Genomic DNA, 20,433 nt, shown 5'->3' on the forward strand with positions numbered 1-20,433 from the left:
GCGGCAAAGCGCGTAATGTAGCGGCATAGCACAATTTGAACTAAGGATCTCCCTATGAACACCTCTCGTATGCCGGCACTGTTTCTTGGCCACGGTAGCCCGATGAACGTGCTGGAAGACAACCGCTACACCCGGGCATGGCGTGCGTTGGGTGAGTCATTGCCGCGCCCGAAGGCGATCGTGGCGGTTTCCGCGCATTGGTATACCCGCGGCACTGCGGTCACCGCGATGGAAAAACCCAAAACCATTCACGACTTCGGCGGGTTCCCGCAGGCGCTGTTTGATACCCGTTATCCGGCGCCGGGCTCTCCCGCGCTGGCTGCGCAGCTGCAGCAAATGCTGGCGCCGGTGCCGGTGACGGCCGATCTCGGCGAGTGGGGGTTGGATCACGGAACCTGGGGCGTCTTGATCAAGATGTACCCCAATGCTGACATCCCGGTGGTGCAGCTCAGCGTCGACGGCACGCAGCCGGCGGCCTATCACTATGAGCTGGGGCGCAAACTGGCGGCGCTGCGCGATGAGGGCGTGATGATCGTCGCCAGCGGCAACGTGGTGCACAACCTGCGCATGGTGAAATGGCAGGGCGATACCAGCGCCTACCCGTGGGCGGAATCGTTCAATAACTTTGTCCGGGATAACCTGCGTTATCGGGGTGAAAACCATCCTCTGGTGGATTTCATGCGCCATGAGGGGGCGGCGCTGTCGAATCCGACGCCGGAACACTATCTGCCGTTGCTGTACGTGCTTGGCGGCTGGGATGGCAAAGAGGCCATCAGCGTGCCGATCGACGGTATCGAAATGGGAGCGCTGAGCATGCTGTCGGTGCAGGTGGGCTAAAGAAAAAACGCCAGTCAGAGACTGGCGTTTTGGTCTCGGCGGGGCTATCAGCCGAGGATGGTGTGCGGATAGAAGCGCGACAGATCCTGCGTGATCAGTTCGCGATCTTCGCGCAGGCCGATGCCGCAAGGTTGATCGTTCACCAGCCAACTGCCGATCAGCGTGTAGCTGTCTTCGAACTTCGGCAGCGGATGGAACTGCTGCACGATCATGCCTTCTTCACCGTACGGCCCATCGACGCGCGCCACTTCCTGACCGTTTTCGACGATCTGGATATTGGCGCCTTCGCGTGAGAACAGCGGCTTGGTGACGTAATGATCCATCGGCGGATGCTCGTCTTGCGCGAAATAAGCCGGCAACAGATTCGGGTGGTTCGGGAACATTTCCCACAGCAGCGGCAGCAGCGCTTTGTTGGAGATGATGCTCTTCCAGGCCGGCTCCAGCCAGCGCACGCCGGCGTCTTCGAGCTTGGTGGAGAACATCTCGCGCAGCATGAATTCCCACGGGTAGAGCTTGAACAGGTTGCCAATCACCTGATCCTGCAGATCGGTAAACTGGCCTTTTTCGCCGAGGCCAATCTCTTCCATGAACAGGAACTCGGTCGGCAGACCGGCTTCCTGCGCGCAGTCCTGCAGATATTGCACCGTGCCGCGATCTTCTTCGCTGTCCTGGCAGCACGCCAGGTGCAACAGGCCGAAGCCGTGATGCGCTTTCAGCTCGGCGAAACGCTCGATCAGCTTCTCCTGCAGGCTGTTGTACTGATCCGATTCAGGATCCAACTTGCCGGCGTTGATCTGGTCTTCCAGCCACAGCCACTGGAAAAAGGCCGCCTCATACAGCGAGGTTGGCGTATCGGCGTTGTTCTCCAGCAGCTTCGGCGGGTTAACGCCGTCGTAGGCCAGATCGAGACGCGAATACAGCGACGGCTGATTGGTGCGCCACGAACTGCGCACGAACTCCCAGGTGTGTTTCGGGATGCAGAACTTGGCCATCAGCTCGTCGCTGCCGACCACTTTTTCCACCACCTGCAGACACATCTGGTGCAGCTCGGCGGTGGCGCTTTCGATCTCTTCAATCTGCGCCAGCGTGAACTGGTAATAGGCGTCTTCACACCAGTACGGCTCGCCGTACATGGTGTGGAAACGGAAACCGAACTCGGTCGCTTTTTCACGCCAGTCCGGGCGCTCGGTAATAGCAATACGTTTCATGCATCAACCGCCCATGCTGCGAGAGCCGGAGTTGGAGGTGGCGCTGCTGCGCTGCATGCTGGTCTGCTTGGCTACGGTCTCGCCGAAGCCGCCGCGGGTCACGGTGTTGGTGACCGCAGGCTTCGGCGCCATGGCGGTTTTCGGTACCGTCATGGTGCGGCCGCCGGCGGTGGCCGGGCCGTAGCTCTTGCCGCTGGCGTCGACAAACTTGCCGTTCGCCGGGCTGGCGGCGTTCTTGGAGGTGAACAGCGGCTGCTGCGCGAAGCCGGAACCGCCCATCAGGCGGCCCATCATGTAGCCCGCCATCAGCGGCATCCAGAAGCTGCCGCTGCTTTGCGATTCCGCCGCCATGCCGGCCTGTGCCGGCGCCTGGGTGCACTGCGCTTCGCCGAACTCGGCGACGCAGTCTTCGCGGGTGGCGTATTTCGGCGCGGTTTTCGCCGCTTCCTTCAGGGCATTGTTGTAGGAGGTGGTGCACTGCTCGCTCATCGAAGGATTGGCGCGCGAACAGTCATCGGCATTCTGATACAGGGAGACCGTTTCATCGCTCTTCTCGCAGCCGGCCAGCATAAAGACGGCGCTGATCGCCAAAGCCACGGGCGCGACACGGTAACTGCGCCAGGATTTGCGGAACGTCTCTTGGTTGATGTTTTTTGTCCGTTTCATCGTTATCAATCCCATCATGCGGGCTGTTTTCGCCCTTTCCCAGTAGTGGCGCTAAGGATAGGGGAAACATGGTCAAAATTAAAGCTGAAACGCCCGCAGAATCGACTCTTTACGCAGTTATACGTTGGGGTGTGCGCCAGTTCGCTTTCGCGGCGAAAAAACGCGCGTTGGCGTTTCATCATGAAACGTTGTCGCTATGATGATGTTCCATAATGGAACAAAAATCGCGAAGCTCGCCAAGCGGGCGGCGGGCGCTCATAGTCGAAGCACAACAACAAGCCGGCGGCGAAGTCGGCGCGTCATCACCTGATATCTGAACGTTACCATCGCCAACTCCCTACAAGGATCCGGTTATGTTGAGAATCATCCAGTCACCAGGCAAATATATTCAGGGCGCCAATGCGCTGGCCGCCGTCGGCGAATACGCCAAATCCCTCGCCGATCACTATCTGGTGATCGCCGACGACTTCGTGATGCAGCTGGCGGGCGACACCCTAATGGGCAGCCTGCAGCAGCACGGCGTGAAATATCATGCGGCCCGCTTCAACGGCGAATGCTGCCGCAAGGAGATAGACCGGCTCGGCCATGAGCTCCAGGCCCACGGCTGCCGCGGCGTGATCGGCGTCGGCGGCGGCAAGACGCTCGACACCGCCAAGGCCGTCGCGCACTACCAACAGCTGCCGGTGGTGCTCATTCCCACTATCGCCTCCACCGATGCGCCGACCAGCGCGCTGTCGGTTCTCTACACCGAACAGGGCGAATTCGCCGAGTACCTGATTTACCCGCGCAACCCGGACATGGTGGTGATGGACAGCGCCATCATCGCCAAAGCGCCGGTGCGTCTGCTGGTGGCCGGCATGGGCGACGCGCTTTCCACCTATTTCGAGGCGCAGGCCTGCTTCGACGCCCAGGCCACCAGCATGGCCGGCGGCAAATCGACGCTGGCGGCGCTCAGCCTGGCGCGGCTGTGTTATGACACGCTGCTGGCGGAAGGGGTGAAAGCCAAACTGGCGGTCGAGGCCGGCGTGGTGACGGAAGCGGTGGAACGCATCATTGAGGCCAATACCTATCTGAGCGGCATCGGCTTCGAGAGCAGTGGGCTGGCGGCGGCGCACGCCATTCACAACGGTTTTACCGTGCTCGAAGAGTGCCACCACCTGTATCACGGTGAGAAAGTGGCGTTCGGCACCCTGGCGCAGCTGGTGCTGCAGAACAGCCCGATGGCGCAGATTGAAACCGTGCTGGCGTTTTGTCATGGCATCGGCCTGCCGATCTCACTGGCGCAGATGGGCGTCACCGGCGATGCGGCGGCGAAGATGATGGCGGTGGCCGAAGCCAGCTGCGCCGCCGGCGAAACCATTCACAACATGCCGTTCAAGGTTACTCCCGCGGGCGTGCAGGCGGCGATCCTGACGGCGGATCGGCTGGGCGCCGCCTGGCTGCAGCATCATTGATATCGTTGGGGCGCGGTGCGCCGCGCCCCTGTTCTTACAGAGGAAACCATCGTGAAAAAACTGATTAATCAGGTCGAGTCGGTGTTGGAAGAGCAGTTGCAGGGGCTGGCGGAGGCCCATCCCGAGTTGCTGGTGCACGCGGATCCGCTGTTCGTGACCCGCGCCGATGCGCCGGTGGCGGGCAAGGTGGCGATCCTGTCCGGCGGCGGCAGCGGCCACGAGCCGATGCACTGCGGTTTCGTCGGCGAAGGGATGCTCGACGGCGCCTGTCCGGGCGAGATTTTCACCTCGCCGACGCCGGATAAAATGTACGAGTGCGGCCAGGCGATCGACGGCGGCGCCGGGGTGCTGCTGCTGATCAAGAACTACACCGGCGACGTGCTCAACTTCGAAACCGCCACCGAGCTGCTGCACGACAGCGGTGTCGCGGTGGCGACGGTGCTGGTGGATGACGACGTGGCGGTCAAAGACAGCCTGTTTACCGCCGGGCGGCGCGGGGTGGCCAACACCGTGCTGATGGAGAAACTGCTGGGCGCCGCCGCGGCGCGCGGCGACGATCTGGACAGCGTGGTGACGTTAGGGCATCGCATCAATAACCACGGGCATTCGATCGGCATCGCGCTGGGCGCTTGTACTGTGCCGGCCGCCGGCAAACCGTCGTTCACCCTGGCGGAGAACGAAATGGAGTTCGGCGTCGGCATTCACGGCGAGCCGGGCATTGCGCGCCGCCCGTTCACCACGCTGAACGCGGCGGTGGACGACATGTTCCATACGCTGATCGACCACGGCCACTATCAGCGCACGATCCGCGTCTGGGATCGTCAGCAGGGCGAGTGGCGCGACGAGATGCAGACCAAGCAGCCGCTGACGCGCGGCGATCGGGCCATCGCGCTGGTCAACAACCTGGGCGCCACGCCGCTGTCTGAGCTGTACGGCGTATACCATCGGCTGGCGGAGCGCTGCGCCGAGGCGGGCATCATCATTGAGCGCAATCTGGTGGGCTCTTACTGCACTTCGCTCGATATGCAGGGCGTGTCCATCACGCTGTTGAACGTGGACGACGAGCTGTTGTCCTTGTGGGATGCGCCGGTGAAAACGCCTGCGCTGCGTTGGGGTTGCTGAGGAGGAATCATGGCGTTGACCAAACAACAGGTTGTCGATTGGCTGATGCGTTGCGGCGAGGTATTCAGCCGGGAGCGCGATTTTCTGACCCGGCTGGACACCGAGATCGGCGATGCCGACCACGGTTTGAACATGAATCGCGGTTTCAACAAGGTGGTGGAAAAGCTGCCGTCGGTGGCGGACAAGGACATCGGCTTCATCCTGAAAAACACCGGCATGACGCTGCTGTCGAGCGTGGGCGGCGCCAGCGGCCCGCTGTTCGGCACCTTCTTCATCCGCGCGGCGCAGGCGGCGAACGCCAAGCAAAGCCTGGATCTGGCGGAGCTGCATCAAATGATGCAAGAGGGGGTTGAAGGCGTGGTGATGCGCGGTAAGGCGGAGCCGGGCGACAAGACCATGTGCGACGTCTGGTGGCCGGTAGTGGAAAGCCTCGGGCAGTCCGCGCAGCAGAACCTGAGCGTGGCGGAGGCGTTGCAGCGCGCCGCCGACAGCGCCGAGCGGGCGGTGGAGAGCACCATTACCATGCAGGCGCGCAAGGGGCGGGCCAGTTACCTGGGCGAGCGCAGCATCGGCCACCAGGATCCCGGTGCCACTTCGGTGATGTTGATGATGAAAACGCTGGCCGAGGTCGCCGGCAGCTAGCAGGAGGCGAGATGATTAATATCGTGGTGGTTTCGCACAGCGCGTTGCTGGCGCGCGGCGTTGAGCAACTGGCGCGGCAGATGATGCGCGGCGACGGCTGCAAACTGGCGCTGGCGGCGGGCGTGGATGACGAGCAGCACCCGATCGGCACGGACGCCGTCAAAGTGATGGAGGCGATCGAAGCGGTCGCCGACGGCGACGGCGTTCTGGTGCTGATGGATCTGGGCAGCGCGCTGCTCAGCGCCGAAACCGCGCTCGATCTGCTGGATCCGGACGTGGCTGTCAAAGTGCGGCTGTGTGCAGCGCCGCTGGTCGAAGGCACGCTGGCGGCGGTGGTGGCCGCCAACTCTGGTGCCGCGCTGGAGCAGGTGGTGGCGGAGGCGCAGGGCGCGCTGCAGGCCAAACAGGCGCAGCTGGGCGAAGGCTCGCCGGCCGCAAAAAGCGCGGCCTTGCCGCTGGCGCAGGGCAAAAGCGCAACCTGGACGGTGCAGAACCCGCATGGGCTGCATGCGCGCCCGGCGGCGCGGCTGGTCGAGACGCTGGCGCCGTTCAAGGCTGAGCTGGTGCTGGAAAAGCAGGGGCAGTGCATCGATCCGCGCAGCCTCAATCAGCTGGCGCTGCTGCAGGTGCGCCACGGCGACACCATTCGCCTGATCGCCGACGGCGCGCAGGCGGACGAAGCGCTGGCGGCGTTTAAAGCGCTGGCGGAACAGCATTTCGGCGAGACGGTTTCCGAGCGGCAGCAGCCTTCGCTGCATGGCATTCCGGTGGCGGAAAGCGTCACCAGCGGGCCGGTGTTCCAGGCCCACAGCTTCTGGCCGCCAACCGTCGATCGACGAATCGGCGCGGACGAGGTGTTGGGCGAACAGCAACGCCTGCGTGAGGCGCTACAGCGCACGCTGAGCGATCTGAACCGGCTGGCAGAGCGCACCGGCACGCTGATCGGCAAGCCGCAGGCGGCGATCTTCGGCGCCCACAGCATGCTGCTGGACGATCCGGATCTGCAGCAGGCGGCGTACACCCGCATCGCGCAGCAGTTGTGCAACGCCGAGCAGGCCTGGCGACAGGTGCTGGAGGCGATCGCCGAAGAGTACCGCGAGCTGGATGACGACTACATGCGGGCGCGCGAACTGGACGTGCGCGACATGCTGCGCCGCACGCTGTGCCATCTGCAGGGGCTGCCGTTACCGACGATTGCGCTGGCAGAGCCGTCGATACTGGTGATGGACGAACTGATGCCTTCGGAGGTGGTGATGCTCGACAGGCGGCTGGTGCTCGGCATCTGCCTGAGCGGCGGCAATGCCCTGTCGCACAGCGCCATTCTGGCGAAGGCGATGGGCATGCCGATGGTGGTCGGCATGCAGGATTGCCTGAGCAAAACCCGCAGCGGGCAGAAGGCGATGCTGGACGCCGCGCGCGGGGTGTTGCAGCTCAGCCACTAGGCGTTCAGGCGCGCAGCTTGAACTGGCGGATGTCGATCCCGTGCTGTTTGATCTTCCGCCACAGGGTGGTGCGGCCGATGCCCAACAGCTGCGCCATTTCCGTCAGCTGGCCGCGGCTGACGGTCGCCGCGCGCAGGATCGCCTGGCGCTCCATGTCCGTCAGCGTCAGCAGCGGCGCGCCGGGCTGCGGATCGCTTTCCAGCAGCGACGGCTGGCCGAGCAGGTGCGCCGGCAGGTCCGCCAGCTGGATGTGGTGGCCGTGGCAGATCATCGCCGCGCGCTCCACCACCCCTTTCAGTTCCAAATCGTTGCCCGGCCACAGGTAGAGCGCCAGCTGGGCCATCACTTCGTCATCCACCCGAAAGCGACACTGAAAATGCTGCTCCAGCGCGCGCAGATGGTGTTTGACCAGCAGCGGAATATCGCTCAGCCGCTGGCGCAGCGGCGGGATCTGGATCTCGAAGGCCTGCAGGCTGTAAAACAGCTGGCGGCGGAAGCGGTTTTGCTGCACCAGCAGCGGCAGATCGGCGGCGCTGCCGGCGATGACTCGGACATCGACCGGGATCACCCGGCTGGAATTGAGGCGGATCACCACGCCGGTTTTCAGCACCTGCAGCAACGCCGACTGCATCTCCGCCGGCAGGTATTCGATCTGTTCGAGGTACAGCGTGCCGCCGTTGGCCAATTCGAATTTACTCAGCTGGCCCGCCTCTTCTTCGTTGGCGTCGCTGCCCAGCAGTTCACGCAGCCCCTGCGCCTGCGGCAACAGCTGGCAGTTGAGGGCGATATACGGCCCGGCGGCGCGTTCGCCGGCGTTGTGGATAGCCTGGCTGAGCCGCTCTTTGCCAACCCCTTCCTCCCCGCGCAGCAGGATTGGATGCTGGCCCTTGGCCGCCTGCTGCCCGTAACGGATCAGCCGCCGCATCTCCAGCGAGGCGGAGGGCATTTGCTCGAAGCTGTGGCTGACGCGCCCCAACTGGCTGCTGACATACTGGCGCAGCCGCTCGAGCGGGTGCAGCAGGGCGATGAAACTGCAGCGATCGCCGTCGAAAATCGGCTTGAGCGTCAGCAAGGCGGCGATAAACTGCCGCTGGCTTTCGAAGGTGACTTCGACGTGTTGCAGCGGCTGCCGGTCGGCGATAGCGCGCTTGAGCAGGGCGGGCAGCGTCAGCAGCTGCGCCAGCGGTTTGCCCTGGCTCTGCTGCTCGTCCAGCTTCAGCAGGGCGGCGGCGCGCTGGTTGATGTATTGCAGATAGCCGCGGTGATCCCAGGCCATCACGCCGTCGTCCACGCCGTCCAGCAGGCCGTAAAGCTGATTCAGATGGCGGTTGGATTCCGCCAGCAGGCCGTCGGCGTTCAGCGAGTTGCCGATTTCGCGGGCGATGGCCAGCGTCAGCGACAGATCGCCGGCGGCGCAGTCGGCCAACAGACAGCCCAGCGCGATCGAACCGCGCTGGCGGCCGCTGTTGTCGTAGACCGGCGTAGCGCAGAACGACCAGCCGTGCAGCGCCCGGCGCACGTGCTCCCCGCCGCTCACCCGCACCGGGTGGCCTTCCGTTGCTGCCAGCGCCGGGGCGTTGGTGCCGATCTGCCCTTCGGCCCAGTAAGCGCCGGGGGCGAACCCCAGTTGCTGTAAATGTTCCCAGGTTTGGGCGTCGCCGCAGCGCCACAGCATGCAGCCGCTCTCGTCGAGGATCATCAACAGACAACGACGTGGCTCCATGTACTCGCAGGCGTCTTCCAGCGCCGCCTGGCCGAGCGTCAGCAGATCGTTCTTGCGGCGGCAAATCGATTCGAAGGTGGCGCCCTGAGCGCGGTGCGGTGCTTGCCAGACGTCGGGCTGCATCAGGCTGCGGCAGCGCAGCCAGGAGGCGTAAACCACCTGTGCCGGGCGCAGCGGCGGCGGCAGTTCGCCGTCGTTAATCAGCCGTTGCCAGCGTGAATCGTTGTCCATCGAACCTCATCCAGACTGCGAAAACGAGAGTGACGATGATACCACCTGACGTGGCGGCGGCTGTGAGACGGCGGGCAGAAGTGGTGAAATCGAGGCAAAAAAAACGGGGCGCGGCGCAGGCCGGACCCCGTGTTTATCAATGTGCGCGCATCAGTTGCGGAATGGGTTGCCGCTGTTGCGAGCCGGTTGGCTGGTGGTCACGGCCGGCGCGGATGCGCGAGTGGCCGCCGGTACCGGCGCCGCGGTTTGCTGCATCGGCGCATTGTCCTGATAGCCGTCTGCATAGGCGTCCTGCGCGCGATTCTGCGGCGCCACGGCGTCAGGTGCGGTCGACACCGGTTTGCCCAACGCGCCGTTCAGCAGCAGCAAATCGTTCTGGTTCAGCGTGCCGAGCGCCGACTTGATGTTCAACTGGTTGATCAGATAGGTATAACGCGCGTCGGACAGCTGACGTTTGGCGTTATACAGCGTGGTGGTGGCGTCCAGCACGTCGACGATGGTGCGGGTACCGACCTGATAACCGGCTTCCATCGCGTCCAGGGAGCTTTGCGCGGAGATCACCGCCTGTTTGTAGGCGTTGATGCTGCTGATCGAGGCGTTAACGTTGTTGAACGACGAACGCACGGTCTGTACCACGCTGCGGTGTGAGCTTTCCAACTGCTCGCTGGCGCCGACGAAGCCGTACTGCGCTTGTTTGACCTGCGAGTTGGTCGCGCCGCCGCTGTACAGCGGCAGGTTGAAGCTGATGCCGACCTTATTTTGGCCCGCATCGGAGTCGCTGTAGCGTGCGGCATTCGCGCCGCCGGTGTTGGAGCCGTTGTATTTGGTATTGCTGATGCCGGTTGATGCGCTGACGTCAATCGTCGGCATATAGCCGGTTTGGGCTGCGCGGATTTGCTCGCGCGCCAGGTCCTGGCTCAGACGGGCGGACAGCAGGCTCAGGTTGCGCGCTTCCGCTTCTTTCAGCAGGTTGTTCACCGCTTCCGGGCGCTGGGTACTGAAGCGATCGGTATTCAACGAGGCCAGCTCCGGGTAGAAGGCCCCGGTCACCTGGCGCAGCGTTTCCAGCGCGTTATCCAGATCGTTGCGGGCGGAGACTTCCGCCGCCAGCACGGTGTCATAGTTCGAGCGGGCGTTCTGCACGTCGGTGATCGCCACCAAGCCCACGTTGAAGCGCTGGGTGGTTTGATCCAGCGTGCGGTATACCGCATCTTTCTGCGCCTGGGTGTAGGACAGCGTGTCGATCGCCTTCAGCACGTTGAAGTAGGCGGTGGCGGTGTTGAGAATCAGCGACTGCTCAGCGGTCTGGAAGGTGACGTCGGAGATGCCGGCGGTCTTTTCCTGCAGCGTCAGCTGGCGCCATTTCGACATGTCGAAAATAGTTTGCGTCAGCGCCAACGAACCGCTGGTCACGTTGCTGTTAACGCCATTGCTGTCACGATAACCGTTGGTGTAATCGTAACCTGCGGTTAAACCGAGCTGCGGCAGCAACGGGCTGCGCGCTTCATTGATCTTTTCGAATGCGGCGTCGCGGTCAGCAGCACTTTTGCGCAGATCCGGGTTACTTTCCCTGGCCTGTTTGTAGACCTGCAGCAGGTTCTCTGCCTGGCTCATTGCACTGAAGCCGCCCAGGCTCAGTCCGATAAGAAGGGGGAGCAGTTTCTTCATTTGCATTCCTTGTTGTGCAGCAATATTGCTATGTTAGCGCTGACGATAGACGAAATAGTTGCCGATTCTAGCAGAGTCTGGGGTTCGCATCAGGTGGCTGAATGTGCCATCTCACGTAACTTTTACCTTTCAGACCGCCCATTTACCTTGGCGTACTGCCCGGGTCGACTGCAGCTGATATTATGGCTGACAATCCGGATTGTTTCCCGCTATTACCTGCGAGCGCACAAACGTGCCGCATCCGGCGGCGGAAAACAGCCTAACATAAAGCCGCGGCGGAGAGTCCCGCTGTTTCTGTCATCAAAACCGATTATTTTATCGGCATACTCAAGCAGGAGAATTCGCGCATGAACCGTTCGCAGCCGTCGCCCGTTACTTTCGAGAAAAAAGATGTAGAAATTATTGCACGCGAGACGCTGTACCGTGGTTTTTTTTCACTCAATTTATACCGGTTTCGCCATCGGTTGTTCAATGGCGAAATGAGCCCTGAAATCACGCGTGAAATTTTCGAACGCGGCCATGCGGCGGTGCTGCTGCCCTACGATCCGGTGCGCGACGAGGTTGTGCTGATTGAACAACTGCGCATCGCCGCGGTTGATACCAGCCATTCGCCCTGGCTGCTGGAAATGGTGGCGGGTATGATCGAGACCGGCGAAAGCGTCGAGGACGTGTGCCGCCGCGAAGCGCAGGAGGAGGCCGGCGTGGTGGTCGGGCGCTGCAAGCCGGTGCTGAGCTACCTGGCCAGCCCCGGCGGCACCAGCGAACGTCTGTCGATCATGGTCGGCGAGGTGGACGCCGGTACCGCTGAGGGCATCCACGGCCTGGCGGAAGAACATGAAGATATCCGCGTCCACGTGGTCAGCCGCGAGCAGGCTTACCGCTGGGTTGAGGAGGGCGCGATCGATAACGCCGCATCAGTGATTGCATTGCAATGGCTGGCGTTGCACCATGAATCGTTGAGAAAAGAGTGGGCCAACTAATGAAACAGCGCTATACCCCTGATTTCCCCGAAATGATGAGATTGTGCGAAACCAACTTCGCGCAATTGCGCCGCTTGCTGCCGCGCAACGACGAAGCGGGCGAAACGGTGACTTATCAGGTGAACGGCGCCGGCTATCGTTTGACCATCGTTGAGTCCACGCGTTACACGTCGCTGGTGGAGATCGAGCAGATCTTTCCGGCGGTCAGCTACTGGAGCCTGCCCGCGATGACGGTGCGGCTGTACCATGACGCCATGGTTGCGGAAGTGTGTTCCAGTCAGCAGATCTATCGCTTTAAAGCGCGTTATGATTATCCTAATAAAAAGTTGCATCAACGCGACGAAAAGCATCAAATTAACCAGTTTCTTGCTGATTGGCTGCGCTACTGTTTGGCGCATGGAGCGATGGCGGTTCCGGTTTGTTAGACAGACTGAAATAACAAAGGACACCATTTGGAAAGCCTGTTTAAACTGCCCGTGGCGAGTGGGGCCGCGGTCAGGATTCTACAAATAACAGATACCCACCTTTTTGCCGGCGAACACGAGACGTTGCTCGGCATCAATACCTATCGCAGCTATCACGCGGTGCTGGACGCCATCCAGGCGCAGCGCCGCGACGTCGATTTGATCGTCGCCACGGGAGATTTGGCGCAGGATCATTCGCAAGAGGCCTACCGCCACTTCGCCGCCGGCATCGCGCAATTGCCGGCTCCCTGCGTGTGGCTGCCGGGCAACCATGATTTTCAACCGGCGATGGTCGATGCGTTGGCCGCCGCCGGCATCGCGCCTTCCAAACAGGTGCTGCTGGGCGACAGCTGGCAGGTGCTGATGCTGGACAGCCAGGTGTTCGGCGTGCCGCACGGCGAATTGAGCGAATACCAGCTGGAGTGGATGGAGCGCTGCCTGCAGGCTCACCCCGAGCGCTATACGCTGTTGCTGCTGCACCATCATCCGCTGCCTTCCGGCTGTACCTGGCTCGATCAGCACAGCCTGCGCAACCCGCATATGCTGGGCGCGATCCTGCTGCGTTATCCGAAAGTGAATACCGTGGTGTGCGGGCACATTCACCAGGATCTGGATCTGGAATGGCAGGGCCGACGCCTGTTGGCGACGCCGTCCACCTGCGTGCAATTCAAGCCGCACTGCACAAACTTCACCATTGACGACGTCTCCCCCGGCTGGCGCTACCTCGATCTGCTGCCGGACGGCGGCGTCGAGACGCAGGTGTTCCGCCTGGAAAACGACGATTTCCGCCCCGATATGGACTCGGATGGATACTGATGCCTTCGACACTGCTCTACCTGCACGGTTTCAACAGTTCGCCGCAGTCGGCAAAGGCGGTGGCCTTCAAGGCCTGGCTGGCCGAGCACCATCCCGATATCGAAATGCTGGTGCCGCAGCTGCCGGCCTTTCCGGCGGAGGCCGCCGAGATGCTGGAGAATATGGTGCTGGAGCGCGCCGGCCAAACGCTCGGGCTGGTCGGTTCATCGCTGGGCGGCTATTACGCCACCTGGCTGTCGCAGTGTTTTTCGCTGCCGGCGGTGGTGGTCAACCCGGCGGTCAAGCCGTTTGAGCTGCTGGTCGACTATCTCGGCGCCAACGAGAACCCCTACACCGGCCAGCAATATGTGTTAGAGTCTCGGCACGTTTACGATCTGAAAGTGATGCAGATCGATCCCTTGGAGTCGCCGGATTTAATCTGGCTGCTGCAGCAAACGGGCGATGAAATTCTCGATTACGGCCAGGCAGTGGCGTATTACACCGCGTGTCGGCAAACGGTGGAGTCGGGTGGAAACCACGCCTTCGTCGGTTTCGAGCACTACTTCCCCCAGATTGTGGATTTTTTAGGGCTAAACGCGGTCTGACGGACCGTTCCGGCACCTCCCTTTAACCACGAAAAAATAATCAACGATGACTCAATCCAGCTATAACGCTGATGCCATTGAAGTACTCAGCGGTCTAGAACCAGTGCGCCGTCGTCCCGGCATGTATACCGACACGACGCGCCCAAATCACCTCGGCCAAGAGGTGATCGATAACAGCGTCGACGAAGCGTTGGCCGGTCACGCCAAGCGCATCGACGTGATTTTGCACGCCGATCAGTCGCTGGAAGTGATCGACGACGGCCGCGGCATGCCGGTGGACATCCACCCGGAAGAGGGCGTGCCGGCGGTTGAGTTGATCCTGTGCCGGCTGCACGCCGGCGGTAAATTCTCGAATAAAAACTACCAGTTCTCCGGCGGCCTGCACGGCGTTGGGATCTCGGTGGTCAACGCCCTGTCGAAGCGGGTGGAAGTCAACGTGCGCCGCGACGGCAACGTCTACGGCATCGCCTTCGAAAACGGCGACAAGGTGCAAGATCTGACGGTGACCGGCACCTGCGGCAAACGCAACACCGGCACCAGCGTGCACTTCTGGCCGGACGAGCAGTTCTTCGACAGCCCGCGCTTCTCGGTATCGCGCCTGACTCACCTGCTGAAAGCCAAAGCGGTGCTGTGCCCCGGCGTCGAGATCTATTTCATCGACAAGGTGAACAACACCGAACAGCGCTGGTGCTATCAGGACGGTCTGACCGACTACCTGATGGAAGCGGTCAACGGCCTGATCACCCTGCCGGAAGCGCCGTTCGTCGGCAATTTCGCCGGGGACACCGAAGCGGTGGACTGGGCGCTGCTGTGGCTGCCGGAAGGCGGCGAGCTGCTGACCGAAAGCTACGTCAACCTGATCCCGACCATGCAGGGCGGCACCCACGTCAACGGCCTGCGTCAGGGGCTGCTGGACGCGATGCGCGAGTTCTGCGAATTCCGCAATATTCTGCCGCGCGGCGTGAAGCTGTCGGCGGAAGATATCTGGGATCGCTGCGCCTACGTGCTGTCGGTGAAGATGCAGGATCCGCAGTTCGCCGGGCAGACCAAAGAGCGTCTCTCCTCGCGCCAGTGCGCGGCCTTCGTTTCCGGCGTGGTGAAAGACGCCTTCAGCCTGTGGCTGAACCAGAACGTTCAGGCGGCGGAACAGCTGGCCGAGCTGGCGATCTCCAGCGCCCAGCGCCGCCTGCGCGCCGCCAAGAAAGTGGTGCGCAAAAAGCTGACCAGCGGGCCGGCGCTGCCGGGCAAGCTGGCGGACTGCACCTCGCAGGATCTGGCCATGACCGAACTGTTCCTGGTGGAAGGGGACTCGGCGGGCGGATCGGCCAAGCAGGCGCGCGATCGTGAATATCAGGCGATCATGCCGCTCAAGGGCAAGATCCTGAACACCTGGGAAGTGTCTTCGGACGAAGTGCTGGCCTCGCAGGAAGTGCACGACATTTCCGTGGCGATCGGCATCGATCCGGACAGCGAAGATCTCAGCCAGCTGCGCTACGGCAAAATCTGCATCCTGGCGGATGCGGACTCCGACGGCCTGCACATCGCCACGCTGCTGTGCGCGCTGTTCGTGCGCCACTTCCGTTCGCTGGTGAAAGGCGGCCACGTCTATGTCGCCATGCCGCCGCTGTACCGTATCGATCTCGGTAAAGAGGTGTTCTACGCGCTGGATGAAGAAGAGAAAGCCGGCGTGCTGGAACAGCTGAAGCGCAAGAAGGGCAAGCCGAACGTACAGCGCTTTAAAGGGCTGGGCGAGATGAACCCGCTGCAGCTGCGCGAAACCACCCTCGATCCGAACACCCGCCGTCTGGTGCAACTGACGGTGGCAGAGGATGACGTCGATCAGACGCTGGCGGTGATGGACATGCTGTTGGCCAAGAAGCGTTCGGAAGATCGCCGCAACTGGCTGCAAGACAAGGGCGACATGGCCGAATTGGCGGTCTGAGCCTGACCCTGGCCCGGTGAAACGCCGGGCCTGCTTTCCCGCAGGGCGTTGCATGCGGCGCCCGTCAACCTGGGGCGAACCGCGTGAAGATCACCCTCGAAGAGCTGCTGGCGTTCACGGCGGTGGTCGACAGCGGTTCGGTCACCGCCGCCGCCGATCGGCTCGGCCAAACCACCTCCGGCGTCAGCCGCGCACTCAGCCGCCTGGAAACGAAACTCGATGCTACGCTCTTGCGCCGCACCACGCGTCGCCTGAGCCTGACCGAAGAAGGGCAGAGCTTCCTGGCGCCTGCGCGCGAAATACTGCGTTCGGTGGATCAGGCCGAAGAACTGATGGCGCTGCGGCGCCAGCTGCCCGCCGGTCGGCTGCGGGTCAACGCCGCCGCCCCTTTCATGGCGCACGTGCTGGTGCCGATGGTGGCGGAGTTCCGCCGTCGTTATCCGCAGATTGAGCTGGAGCTGGACACCGACGATCGCAATATCGACCTGTTGGAGAAACGCGCCGATATCGCGATCCGCATCGGCGCGCTGCGTGACTCCACGCTTCATGCGCGCCTGCTGGGGCACAGCCGGTTGCGCATCCTCGCCAGCCCGGATTACCTGCAACGGCATGGCGAACCGCGCGGCGTGGAAGATCTGCACCGCCATTGCCTGTTGGGATTCACCTACCCGGAATCGCTGAACCAGTGGCCGCTGCGTTACCGGCAGGCGCGGCATTTCGCCATCGAACCGACGATCTCGGCCTCCAGCGGGGAGACGCTGCGTGAGTTGGCGCTGCGCGGAGCGGGCATTGTCCAGCTGGCGGACTTCATGACGCGACGCGATCGGGAAGCGGGCCGGCTGGTGCCGCTGTTGGTGCGGGAGACGCTGGACGTGCGTCAGCCGATCAACGCGGTGTATTACCACGACGCCCAGCTGGCGGCGCGCCTCACCTGTTTTCTCGACTACGTCAGCGCCCGCCTTGAGGGAGAGACGCCAGAGGCCGCAGAGGGCCTCTGAAGGGATTACAGCGCGTTTTCCAGCACGTAGATCTCGGTGCCCAGCACGTAGTCCTTGATGGTTTCGCGGTGCTTGAGCATATGGTCGATCTGCAGGTGTTTTTCCAGATGCGCCTGGCTTTGCCATTTTTCCAGCATAAACACCGAATCCGGCGACAGTTTCTGCCAGGGAGCCTGCGTGTGGCTGTCTACCATCGGCGTGTATTCGCCGCAGCCTTCTTCCGCCAGCACCAGCGGCACCAGTTTTTCAATGGCTTGTAACACGGTGGCGCGGTGGCCGGGTTTGACTTTGATTTCTGCGATTACGGTGATCATCATTACCTCGTTGGTTAAGCCCTTCGCTGCCAGTTAAGCAAAAATTCCCGCCAGATGCTCGCGATAACGTGCGATGTCCGTTTCGATATCCGGTTGTTTTATCACGTCATTGCAGATAAAGGTCGGCAAGGCTTCCATCCCCAGGAACTGGTTGGCCTTGTGGAAGTGCAGGTAAACGCCGTCGACGCCGACGCCGTGGAAGAACTGGTTCGGATCGGTGAAGGCTTCGAGAGGGGCGTTCCAGGTCAGGCTCAGCAGGTATTTTTTGCCCTGAATCAGGCCGCCGGAGCCGTACTTCTTGCCGGCGTCGGAGCGGGTGCGGCCATCGCTGGCGTACAGGCTGCCGTGGCCGGCGGTGAACACTTCGTCGATGTATTTTTTCAGGATCCACGGCTCGCCCATCCACCAACCCGGCATCTGATAGATGACCGCGTCGGCCCACAGGTATTTCTGCACTTCGGCTTCGATGTCATAGCCGTCGTCGACCACCGTGACCTGCACCTCGTGCTGCAGATCGTGCAGGAAGCTTTCCGCCACGTCGCTCAGGGTTTGGTTGAGTTCGCCGTTGGAATGGCCGAATTGCTTTTTAGCGTTGATAATCAGGATATTGCTCATCTTTTGCGTCTCCCGTCAGAGTTAAGATAGATGCCGTTTTCCGCTGCGGTGCGCAAAAACAGCTTGCTGAACGAGAGTGTAATCGCTGGCCAGGCAAGTAAAAACGTGACGACAGACACAACAGTGTTGATTCTTAATCAACAATCGCGATGGAATTTTGCCTAAACGTCCCGGCGGCAGCGCCTTCGGCCGACGATCCTTGCGCCAACTGTGACAGCCACCCCGCAGATGGGTTACTATCGCGGGCAGAATCGACAAGCGATGCCTTATTGTCGTCCAGGGATTGCCAAGCCACGGTCTGAGGATAATTGAGTAATGAGTGATCTGACTCATGATGGTGTAGAGCGTTTACCGCTGCACACATTCACTGAAAACGCCTATCTGAACTATTCCATGTACGTCATCATGGATCGGGCGTTGCCGTACATTGGCGACGGTTTGAAGCCGGTACAACGCCGCATCATCTACGCCATGTCTGAGCTGGGGCTGAACAACAGCGCCAAATTCAAGAAATCCGCCCGCACCGTGGGCGACGTGCTGGGTAAATACCACCCGCATGGCGACAGCGCGTGTTATGAAGCCATGGTGCTGATGGCGCAGCCGTTCTCGTACCGCTATCCGCTGGTGGACGGCCAGGGGAACTGGGGGGCGCCGGACGATCCCAAGTCGTTTGCGGCGATGCGTTATACCGAATCGCGCCTCTCCAAATACGCCGAAGTGCTGCTGGCCGAGCTGGGGCAGGGCACCGTCGACTGGATCCCGAACTTTGACGGCACGCTGCAAGAGCCGAAGATGTTGCCGGCGCGCCTGCCGAACATCCTGCTGAACGGCACCACCGGCATCGCCGTCGGCATGGCGACCGACATTCCGCCGCACAACGTGCGCGAAGTCGCCGCCGCGGCGGTGGCGCTGCTCGACAAGCCGGGCGCCTCGCTCGACGATCTGCTCGAATTCGTGCAGGGGCCGGACTTCCCGACCGAAGCCGAGATCATCACCCCGCGCGACGAAATCCGCAAAATTTACCAGAGCGGCCGCGGCTCGGTGCGCATGCGCGCCGTGTGGAAGAAAGAAGACGGCAGCGCGGTGATCACCGCCTTGCCGCACCAGGTGTCCGGCGCCAAGGTGCTGGAGCAGATCGCCAGCCAGATGCGCGCCAAGAAGCTGCCGATGGTCGAAGATCTGCGCGATGAATCCGACCACGAAAACCCGACGCGCCTGGTGATCGTGCCGCGCTCCAACCGTATCGATCTGGAGCAGGTGATGAACCACCTGTTCGCCACCACCGATCTGGAACGCAGCTACCGCATCAACATGAACATGATCGGTCTGGATAACCGCCCGCAGGTCAAAGGGCTGGTGGAGATCCTCACCGAATGGCTGGCCTACCGTCGCGACACGGTGCGCCGCCGCCTGAACTACCGCCTCGAGAAAGTGCTGAAACGCCTGCATATCCTCGAAGGTTTGCTGGTGGCGTTCCTCAATATCGACGAGGTGATCCACATCATCCGCAGCGAAGATGAGCCGAAGCCGGTGCTGATGCAGCGTTTCGGCATCTCCGACACCCAGGCGGAAGCGATCCTCGAGCTGAAACTGCGTCACCTGGCCAAGCTGGAAGAGGTCAAGATCCGCGGTGAGCAGGATGAGTTGGCGAAAGAGCGCGATCAGCTGCAGGCGCTGCTGGCGTCCGAACGCAAGCTGAACACGCTGATCAAGAAAGAGATCCAGGCCGATGCGCAGACCTACGGCGACGATCGCCGTTCGCCGCTGACCGAGCGTGCGGAAGCCAAGGCGATGAGCGAGCACGACTTCGTGCCGTCCGAGCCGGTGACCATCGTGCTGTCTGAAATGGGCTGGGTGCGCAGCGCCAAGGGCCACGACATCGATCCGGCCGGCCTGAGCTACAAGGCCGGCGACAGCTTCCGCGGCGCGGCGCGCGGCAAGAGCAACCAGCCGGTGGTGTTCATCGACTCCACCGGGCGCAGCTATGCGCTCGATCCGATGACGCTGCCTTCAGCGCGCGGGCAGGGCGAGCCGCTGACCGGCAAGCTGACGCCGCCGCCGGGCGCCACCATTGAGCAAGTGCTGATGGCGGCCGACGATCAGAAGCTGCTGATGGCGTCCGATGCCGGTTACGGCTTCGTTTGCACCTTCAACGATTTGGTGGCGCGCAACCGCGCCGGCAAGGTGATGATCACGCTGCCGGACAACGCCAGGGCGCTGCCGCCGATGGAAATCCACGGCGCAGACGACATGCTGCTGTCGATCACCGCCGCCGGGCGCATGCTGATGTTCCCGGTCGCCGATCTGCCGCAGCTGTCGAAGGGCAAAGGCAACAAGATCGTCTCCATTCCGGCAGCCCAGGCGGCGGCCGGTGACGACAAGCTGGCCTGGCTGTTCGTGCTGCCGCCGCAGGCGTCCGTCACGCTGCACGTCGGCAAACGCAAGCTGACGCTGCGGCCGGAGGATTTGCAGAAGTTCCGCGCCGAGCGCGGGCGCAAGGGCACCCAGCTGCCGCGCGGCCTGCAGCGCATCGATCGCGTCGAAGTGGATGCGCCGGTGCGGGCGTCGGGCGGCGACAGCGAAGAGTAAGCGTTGGCGCCAGCGTTAACGGGCGGTCGCAGCATGCTGTGGCCGCCTTATTTATTTTTACTGGCGTTTATTTTCCAAATAGTTAACATTTCTGCGCATAAAATTATTGTGCGTATTGCCGGCTGGCGGGAAAATAGC

18 protein-coding genes are annotated in these 20,433 nt (G+C 62.2%); 12 read left to right on the forward strand and 6 right to left on the reverse strand.

The window, feature by feature from the left end; genetic code table 11:
- Positions 1-54: 54 nt before the first annotated feature.
- Positions 55-837 carry a 4,5-DOPA dioxygenase extradiol gene (gene ygiD, locus ACJ8IM_RS14670; RefSeq protein ID WP_033654819.1) on the forward strand — a complete coding sequence of 261 codons (783 nt, stop codon included), beginning with the start codon at positions 55-57 and terminating at the stop codon, positions 835-837.
- A gap of 47 nt (positions 838-884) precedes the next feature.
- On the opposite strand, the gene ACJ8IM_RS14675 is transcribed toward ygiD, so the two are convergent.
- Together ACJ8IM_RS14675 and ACJ8IM_RS14680 are read right to left on the reverse strand one after the other, a co-directional pair.
- Positions 885-2,045: a glutathionylspermidine synthase family protein gene (locus ACJ8IM_RS14675; protein ID WP_033636068.1), complete on the reverse strand. Its 1,161-nt coding sequence runs from the start codon at positions 2,043-2,045 to the stop codon at positions 885-887.
- Between the two features lie 3 nt (positions 2,046-2,048).
- Positions 2,049-2,711 (reverse strand): DUF1190 family protein, encoded by a 663-nt coding sequence (locus ACJ8IM_RS14680; RefSeq protein WP_015379087.1) that lies wholly within the window; start codon positions 2,709-2,711, stop codon positions 2,049-2,051.
- A gap of 353 nt (positions 2,712-3,064) precedes the next feature.
- Between ACJ8IM_RS14680 and ACJ8IM_RS14685 the strand changes: the two genes are divergently transcribed.
- The 4 genes from ACJ8IM_RS14685 to dhaM are packed head-to-tail and all read left to right on the forward strand — an operon-like array spanning position 3,065 to position 7,371.
- Positions 3,065-4,165, forward strand: coding sequence for a glycerol dehydrogenase (locus ACJ8IM_RS14685; RefSeq protein ID WP_033654820.1), 1,101 nt, complete (start codon positions 3,065-3,067; stop codon positions 4,163-4,165).
- 51 nt (positions 4,166-4,216) lie between these two features.
- Positions 4,217-5,287: a dihydroxyacetone kinase subunit DhaK gene (gene dhaK / locus ACJ8IM_RS14690; RefSeq protein WP_033649064.1), complete on the forward strand. Its 1,071-nt coding sequence runs from the start codon at positions 4,217-4,219 to the stop codon at positions 5,285-5,287.
- 9 nt (positions 5,288-5,296) lie between these two features.
- Positions 5,297-5,929 (forward strand): dihydroxyacetone kinase subunit DhaL, encoded by a 633-nt coding sequence (gene dhaL, locus ACJ8IM_RS14695; protein WP_033636066.1) that lies wholly within the window; start codon positions 5,297-5,299, stop codon positions 5,927-5,929.
- 11 nt (positions 5,930-5,940) lie between these two features.
- A complete protein-coding gene (dhaM, locus tag ACJ8IM_RS14700; RefSeq protein ID WP_033654821.1) occupies positions 5,941-7,371 on the forward strand; it encodes a dihydroxyacetone kinase phosphoryl donor subunit DhaM in 1,431 nt (476 codons plus the stop codon).
- A 4-nt stretch (positions 7,372-7,375) separates the two neighbouring features.
- On the opposite strand, the gene dhaR is transcribed toward dhaM, so the two are convergent.
- Together dhaR and hasF are read right to left on the reverse strand one after the other, a co-directional pair.
- Positions 7,376-9,325: a dihydroxyacetone kinase operon transcriptional regulator DhaR gene (gene dhaR / locus ACJ8IM_RS14705; RefSeq protein WP_033654822.1), complete on the reverse strand. Its 1,950-nt coding sequence runs from the start codon at positions 9,323-9,325 to the stop codon at positions 7,376-7,378.
- 150 nt (positions 9,326-9,475) lie between these two features.
- Positions 9,476-10,993 (reverse strand): multidrug efflux transporter outer membrane subunit HasF, encoded by a 1,518-nt coding sequence (gene hasF, locus ACJ8IM_RS14710; protein WP_033654823.1) that lies wholly within the window; start codon positions 10,991-10,993, stop codon positions 9,476-9,478.
- Between the two features lie 347 nt (positions 10,994-11,340).
- On the opposite strand from hasF, the gene nudF reads away from it, so the two are divergent.
- The 6 genes from nudF to ACJ8IM_RS14740 all read left to right on the forward strand — a co-directional run bounded on the left by nudF (position 11,341) and on the right by ACJ8IM_RS14740 (position 16,777).
- A complete protein-coding gene (gene nudF, locus ACJ8IM_RS14715) occupies positions 11,341-11,973 on the forward strand; it encodes an ADP-ribose diphosphatase (protein WP_033649068.1) in 633 nt (210 codons plus the stop codon).
- Positions 11,973-12,398 (forward strand): DUF1249 family protein, encoded by a 426-nt coding sequence (locus ACJ8IM_RS14720; RefSeq protein ID WP_004937244.1) that lies wholly within the window; start codon positions 11,973-11,975, stop codon positions 12,396-12,398. The genes nudF and ACJ8IM_RS14720 overlap by 1 nt, the downstream gene beginning before the upstream one ends.
- A 27-nt stretch (positions 12,399-12,425) precedes the next feature.
- Positions 12,426-13,253, forward strand: coding sequence for a 3',5'-cyclic-AMP phosphodiesterase (gene cpdA, locus ACJ8IM_RS14725; RefSeq protein WP_033654824.1), 828 nt, complete (start codon positions 12,426-12,428; stop codon positions 13,251-13,253).
- Complete coding sequence (yqiA, locus tag ACJ8IM_RS14730) at positions 13,253-13,837, forward strand: esterase YqiA (protein WP_025304306.1); 585 nt, start codon at positions 13,253-13,255, stop codon at positions 13,835-13,837. Before cpdA ends, yqiA begins: the two co-directional genes overlap by 1 nt.
- 46 nt (positions 13,838-13,883) lie before the next feature.
- The gene (parE, locus tag ACJ8IM_RS14735; RefSeq protein ID WP_025304305.1) at positions 13,884-15,779 is read left to right on the forward strand and encodes a DNA topoisomerase IV subunit B; all 1,896 of its coding nucleotides are present in this window, start codon (positions 13,884-13,886) and stop codon (positions 15,777-15,779) included.
- Between the two features lie 83 nt (positions 15,780-15,862).
- A complete protein-coding gene (locus ACJ8IM_RS14740) occupies positions 15,863-16,777 on the forward strand; it encodes a LysR substrate-binding domain-containing protein (RefSeq protein ID WP_101455672.1) in 915 nt (304 codons plus the stop codon).
- Positions 16,778-16,782: 5 nt separating this feature from the next.
- Here the strand turns inward: ACJ8IM_RS14740 and ACJ8IM_RS14745 are convergent, their stop codons facing one another.
- Positions 16,783-17,091, reverse strand: a complete 309-nt coding sequence (locus ACJ8IM_RS14745; RefSeq protein ID WP_033638602.1) for a putative quinol monooxygenase — start codon at positions 17,089-17,091, stop codon at positions 16,783-16,785.
- 33 nt (positions 17,092-17,124) lie between these two features.
- Complete coding sequence (locus tag ACJ8IM_RS14750; RefSeq protein WP_033654826.1) at positions 17,125-17,706, reverse strand: NAD(P)H-dependent oxidoreductase; 582 nt, start codon at positions 17,704-17,706, stop codon at positions 17,125-17,127.
- A gap of 315 nt (positions 17,707-18,021) precedes the next feature.
- Between ACJ8IM_RS14750 and parC the strand changes: the two genes are divergently transcribed.
- The gene (gene parC / locus ACJ8IM_RS14755) at positions 18,022-20,295 is read left to right on the forward strand and encodes a DNA topoisomerase IV subunit A (protein ID WP_033636058.1); all 2,274 of its coding nucleotides are present in this window, start codon (positions 18,022-18,024) and stop codon (positions 20,293-20,295) included.
- Positions 20,296-20,433 lie beyond the last annotated feature (138 nt).

Source organism: Serratia sp. CY33525 (assembly GCF_052169115.1).
GTDB classification, from domain to species: domain Bacteria; phylum Pseudomonadota; class Gammaproteobacteria; order Enterobacterales; family Enterobacteriaceae; genus Serratia; species Serratia sarumanii.